The organism is Candidatus Enterovibrio escicola (assembly GCF_002464935.1).
GTDB lineage: Bacteria > Pseudomonadota > Gammaproteobacteria > Enterobacterales > Vibrionaceae > Enterovibrio > Enterovibrio escicola.
The window spans coordinates 1-6,115 of sequence record NZ_NBYY01000021.1 but is presented as its reverse complement, the minus strand read 5'-3'; the positions used below and the strand labels follow the sequence as shown (position 1 = coordinate 6,115).

Sequence of the window (6,115 nt, the reverse complement as noted above, 5' to 3'; positions counted from 1 at the left end):
TGAAACCTAAAGTGATGAAACTTTGGGACCACCTAATGCTCCGAAAATGATTGATTATTGAAACCGTTTTTAATCAACTAAAAACATATCCCAAATTGAGCATTTTCGGCACCATAGTTGTATCATCTTTATGACCCACTTACTGTCGTGGCTGATCGCGTATTCATTTCAACCAAAGAAGCCGAGTATCAAGATGACTAGATTTGATAAGCAAGCGCTTATGCAGATCTGAGGTTAGTTTATGAAGCTCGGTAACGTTATGATTATTGTCCATGCGGTGTATTCCTTGTTGGTTGTTGATCTGGCGCGATCAATCAACAGGTTACACCGCATTATTTCCTACCCATACACCAGAAATCACTATAGCTCCCATATATACCGGTAAATCGTACTTTTACTGAGCATCACATCGTGCTTTAGAATCAGTTCTCTTCCGGTGATATATGCGTGCTGAGACGCTTATGAATAAACGCCTTCGTTCTCTCTGAAATACAGCCAAAAGCCAGCCCGTTCATAGTGTTGCAGTAGGTTTCTTTAGCCTGTTTTGATGCAAGTCGATGACAGTATACGCCGTGAAAATCATCTGGGATATAGCTCCTTATTTCTCGACTGATAGTTGACTGAGCACAACCAAGTGTTTGTGCAAGCTGGCTAAAGGAATCACCCTCAGCCAATCGTTGTTCAATATAAATGTGGTCATTGTCATTTAACTGTTTATGGGCCGTGCACATCTCCAAGCCAAAAGAGGATGTGGAGAGTGTACTTTAGTCTAGCTGATTCTCCGATAGGTTGTGCATTTCACCTGATGGAGGGCGCGATCAATGAGAGAGAATTATAGGAAAATAACTGACGATCCCTGTATCTTTTTTACGAAAAACTATATCCAAATTACTTACCGTTAAGTCCAAGTGCGTAACCTTCATTGCATTCACATTTATGGTTAAATCTATGTCTAAGGTGGACATCCGCATCCAGCTGATTGGAACAAGGAAATGGTTCATTTCATATAACACTTGACTGTGTCTGTACATACATTCAGTATTATCCATAACCATGAGCTGATTGAAATAGAGTGTGATTATTTTTGAAGACGTACTGCAATTGCATTCATTAATTTTTCGCTAATATTGATGTTAAATACTGCTTCAATTTCGCAAATACACGTTGGACTGGTAACATTGATTTCCGTCAATTTATTACCGATAATGTCGAGACCAACGAAGATTAAGCCTTTTTCTTTCAGTGTAGGTCCAAGGGCGCAAGCGATGGTCCAATCTATTTCACTTAATGGACGTGCTTCACCGCGACCACCCGCTGCAAGGTTACCACGTGTTTCCCCTATGGCAGGAATACGAGCTAGACAATATGGAATTGGTTCACCATCCACTACAAGAATGCGTTTGTCACCATTACTAATTTCTGGCACGAATATTTGTGCCATGCAATAGTTGTTACCCCGTTCAGTTAGAGTTTCGATGATTACCGACAGGTTAGAGTCGCCTTTCTTGACTAAGAAGATGGACGATCCTCCCATGCCATTAAGTGGTTTTAAAATAATATTACTATGTTTCTCATGAAACGCTTTGATTTTCTCTGCGCATCGAGTGATCAACGTAATTGGCGAATGTTCAGGAAACCAAGCGGTGAATATCTTCTCGTTGCAATCGCGGAGGCTCTGCGGTTTGTTCACAATCAAACAACCTTCTACTTCTGCACGTTCAAGAATGTAGGTTGAGTAGATGTATTCAGTATCAATCGGTGGATCTTTACGCATTAGGATGACATCAAGATTAGCAAGAGCAATCTCTTGTTCACTTTTGACATCAAACCATTTATTTTGGTTTTGTTCTACGCTAATTATTTTGGTGTGTGCAATAGCTTTGTCTTGCTCAAGTGAGAGATCCTTCATTTGCATGTAATGAATTTCCCAGCCACGTCGTTGAGCTTCTAGCATCATGGCAAAGGAAGAATCCTTTTTAATGTTGATGCACTCAATTGGATCCATAACGATGCCTAATTTTATCATTAGTTTTCCCTTATTAACTTAGATCGACGAAGATAATGCGGTTATCCGAGTTTTAAAAGACTTACACCCATCTATGTAACCACATTCCATCTTGATGTAAGGGAAGTGGTGTTTATCTGCGAAGTAGATAAGCAACACCCTCCGCTAGGTAAAACACACAGGTGTTGTGTTTTAAGCTACCACCTAATACTCTAAAAGACATCGTTAATCGTTATGAGAACGATACCCAAAACTCACTCTACCACGTGTGTTGAAGATATGTTATAGCTTGATAATTTTCTCATTACTGACCTCGCTGAAGTAAGTTCCTTTAGGTAGCAATCTCCTTATCAAAATCTTTGTATATTTTTGTATATTCATTCAGCCCCCGATTATTTGACTAATAAGGTCTGGCAAAATAGAAATCAGCGCCATAGATTTCAACAACCTCCTCATGTTTAATGGACTCTGTACCGTTGTCTGACGTGAGTGTTTTTGAGTCATAGAAGCTGGAACTCATAATTCCAATAAATGTTTCCATTACAGTACCCACCTTCTTATTGGGTGTTTTTCTGATGCAGCAGAGCTTATTGTCTTTCTCAACCACGTGAAGCAGAAAAGACTTGTGCTCAGTCACGACGACAGTCTCACTCTCAAATAATCAAACTCGATCTTTTCGTCAAAATAGCATGCCGTTGCTCAATATCAACACGACTCTTTATCTTTACCTCATCATAGCTACTCATCTTCATTTTGTAGGGTTTACCATGATGGGGAAGATCCTTGTATAGCGTACCCGTTATTATCCATGTCATACCATATATACCTGTAAAAATTGCTTTCACTAAAAACACCACATCGTGGTTAAAAACCAGTTCGCCACGGGCGCCGTATGTGTGCTGAGACGCCCATGAGAGAATGTTCAAGTTTTCTCCAAAAAACCACTAAAGATCAGTCAGTTTATAGCGTTAAAGCAGATTCCTTTATTCTATATTGATGCAAGTCGACGACAGTATACGCCGTAACAATTATTTGAGATATGGCGCCTTATTTTTCGACTGATAGTGGAGTGAGCATAGCCAAGTATTAGGGTAATCTAGTTAAAAGAATTATATTCAGCCACTCGTTGCTCAATATAAAAGCGGTAATTTTCATTTAACTGTTTATGAGTCATGCAGATTTTCAAGCTAAAAGAGGATATTTAGAATAAACTGTAGTCTAGCTGACTCTCCGCTAGGTTGTGCATTTCAGATGACGGAGGAGGCTTCAACAACCAACACAGTTTTGAAGAGGACATTAATTGATTTTTCACTGTAATTCTTTCAGATATTGCGTACTATTTAACATCTCAAATGAACGATCAATTTAGGCAGTTAAACCTTCATTTTCAAGTTGTGTAAGTATATACTGCCAAAATGGTCAAATATTACTGAGTTTGCCAATGCCTAAATATCCTGTGAGGGATTTTAGATCATGTATTCCATAAGTAGATTTTCGTATAAAACACCTAATTTTCAGGGTGATTAAGCACTATATGAAGAAGCATGGTATCTGTAATAGTAAGCACCAATATGCTACCACCTTGATAGTCGTATTGACGATCCGTGCAAGTCATCGGATACATGATTAGATTTTAAGAGTCTGGATCAAGATACATATGGTAATCGTACATTCCCGTCTTAGAACTTTTCTTGTTATAAAAACACGGCGTAGAATTCCTAGATAATTTGTGTTGATGTAGCAAACTCATAACACATCACCCTGTTAAGAGGACACCTAGGCTACAAGGCAATTTGGTCTTCTTTACCTCCTATTTAAGGCTTCAAAGCCAATAAAAAGAGTAGATAAACTTTTCTAAAGTACCTCACAGTCATGGTGTGATCAGTATCAAATAAGAGACATAAGCACGCCAACGATTTCATTTTCCAAAATAGAACTCAAGAAGAGCTATAAGTCCAATATGGAAGTTATTAACTCAAGTTTTAAACTTAATTTCAACTACCCCAAGAGATATAAACCTAGAAATTTCATCACATTTCATAGCAGAGATCAATTTAGTAAATCTAAACCATTACAGGGGGATGCGGTAGTACGTCGGAACCTCAAAAAACTCCTGAAGACTGATGAGATGTTGACTGAAAAAGCTTCTACGAAGTGGTTTGCACAATTCAGTCCTTGGAGGGCTTTGGTTGTAGCTCACTTGTGGGTCTTGGAGACTGAACTCGGATATTAGCGTTATCGAACGTACTCTCCCTGTAGAGGGCACACTAAATGTAATTCATAATTAACCTGAGCTGCGCATAAGAAATGAACTAAATGCCAGAGTAGTAATCTGATTGTTTAAATTAAATTATCACTCATAAAGGGACTTTAGCATGAAAGAATGAGTAATTCAGACGCTGTTTTCACCTATATCGACATCGACGGTTTATGGCAGGTCTTTTTCCTGAACTTGGAAAAATACCGGATTTCAGGTTTCAAAACAAGAAACAAATCCTCTCGCCTTTCAATCAGTGAAGTCATGCTGATTATTGTATCTTTATCATCAATCTTGATTTCGTAATTTTACGAACGTGTTACACGCAACTTTGTCTGCCATATCCTAACAGGTAAATTTCCTGATCTGGTTAGCTATACACTGATGCTTAAGTTAATGCAAAGTGCTCTGGTTTCCATTTGTTTTTATCTGATTCAACCGCCAAGCTAAACCTACTGGTATCGCGTTTGTTGATTCTACAAAGCTACAGGTTGGTTACAATTTACGTATTCCACGGCATCGCGAGTTTGAGGAGATGGTTAAAATGAGATGAAGATAACAACGATCAATGTTGATGACAAAAAACCGTACCTGATATAACCGATAATCTCTGGAGATCACTCTATGGAAATTAAGGAATATATATCTGGCTTCCTTGAAAAAATACTCGCCGAGAAAGGGATTAGTTTTATCACGAATAAACGGAAGAACATGGAACCAGAGGTGATGAAGCTTTGGGATCGTCTTATGTTAATAAAACGATTTATCATCGAGACAGTCTTTATCCGACTAAAAACATATCCAAAATCGAGTACTTTCGGCATCTACGTGGGATGATCTTTATGGTCAACCTTATTACTGAAGTCATTGCTTATACGTTTTCCACAAAAAAGCCTAGCCTCAAAATTACTCGGTTCTTAAAAGTAGTGCTTATACAGATCTGAGGTTAATTAGAAGTAATATCATTAGCTTATAACAAAATAACTTAAATATGCAGGTTTCATAAACCTTTACTGATATACTGATCAAGGCATCCATTTGTAGGTATAGTTGGTTCCATTAATAATGGATAACATTGGGAATGTCGTCGGTAAGCTCGACCAGCGGGGTGTACGTGCACCTATGTTGTCATTAAGTCTCCGACTGGTTACTCCTATGAAAATTTACCCAAAACTGAACGCACTGATGACATCTTAAATCAAGTGTCTTCAAGTTGTTTTAGTATAGTCTATGTTCTTCCATTTACCATTTATTCGCTCTGATAAAGGCTTGTCCATAATGTTGCTGATACGGATATACACCTTTTTCTGTGACGATTGTCTTGTGGCTGATATCTTCGCAGCGTTCAGTGTTAACATAAACACTGATTCTTTATGAATTAATTTATCATTGCGGTAGTAAGTGATATTAAACATGCTCATGCAGAAACAGATCCTTGATAATTTTTAGCGAACAACCCAACCAACAATAAACCAAACAAGGTTATTAAGACAAAAGTACTACCACCAGTAGATTCGATGATAGATTTCGTTGTTGTATCAGGTGTATGGTTGTTCATAGTAATCTTTTATCAGTATAACAGAGCCCTCACCTTAGCTGTGGATAACTAAAGTATATACAAATCGGAATAGCACACGGAGCCATCAGTAACATAGAACTTCAACTTCACCCAACGTACACTCCTCCAGTCAGCTGACTGGAGGAGTGTACGTTGGGTGAAGTTGAAGTTCAAGTCTGAAGTGCGACACTTCCCAATCAAGCTATTACTACCTTTTATTTAAAATAATAACGGAGGTTGCTTAAACCCTAAACATTTCGAACTATAGTGATTTCTGATATATGGATAGAAAATA

The 6,115-nt window shown here is 38.2% G+C and carries 6 protein-coding genes and 1 pseudogene; 4 read left to right on the top strand and 3 right to left on the bottom strand.

The genetic code is table 11. From position 1 onward, the window contains the following. Positions 1-232, top strand: a pseudogene (locus BTN49_RS22280) (transposase); the annotation flags it as partial. A 190-nt stretch (positions 233-422) separates the two neighbouring features. Here BTN49_RS22280 and BTN49_RS07620 read toward each other — a convergent pair. From BTN49_RS07620 to BTN49_RS07610, 3 genes are all read right to left on the bottom strand, one after another. Beyond that, positions 423-731 (bottom strand): helix-turn-helix domain-containing protein, encoded by a 309-nt coding sequence (locus tag BTN49_RS07620; protein ID WP_097356682.1) that lies wholly within the window; start codon positions 729-731, stop codon positions 423-425. A gap of 347 nt (positions 732-1,078) precedes the next feature. Then, entirely contained in the window at positions 1,079-2,026 is a 948-nt protein-coding gene (gene gshB, locus BTN49_RS07615; RefSeq protein ID WP_097356681.1) for a glutathione synthase, read from the bottom strand. A gap of 632 nt (positions 2,027-2,658) precedes the next feature. Next, positions 2,659-2,931, bottom strand: a complete 273-nt coding sequence (locus BTN49_RS07610) for a hypothetical protein (RefSeq protein ID WP_097356680.1) — start codon at positions 2,929-2,931, stop codon at positions 2,659-2,661. A gap of 1,791 nt (positions 2,932-4,722) precedes the next feature. Here BTN49_RS07610 and BTN49_RS20835 point away from each other — a divergent pair. The 3 genes from BTN49_RS20835 (at position 4,723) to BTN49_RS14065 (ending at position 5,459) form a co-directional block, all read left to right on the top strand. Then, positions 4,723-4,815: a hypothetical protein gene (locus BTN49_RS20835; RefSeq protein ID WP_146679276.1), complete on the top strand. Its 93-nt coding sequence runs from the start codon at positions 4,723-4,725 to the stop codon at positions 4,813-4,815. A gap of 71 nt (positions 4,816-4,886) precedes the next feature. Beyond that, positions 4,887-5,099, top strand: coding sequence for a transposase (locus tag BTN49_RS07600; protein WP_097356678.1), 213 nt, complete (start codon positions 4,887-4,889; stop codon positions 5,097-5,099). Positions 5,100-5,312: 213 nt separating this feature from the next. Then, complete coding sequence (locus BTN49_RS14065; RefSeq protein WP_158523687.1) at positions 5,313-5,459, top strand: hypothetical protein; 147 nt, start codon at positions 5,313-5,315, stop codon at positions 5,457-5,459. Positions 5,460-6,115: the final 656 nt, after the last annotated feature.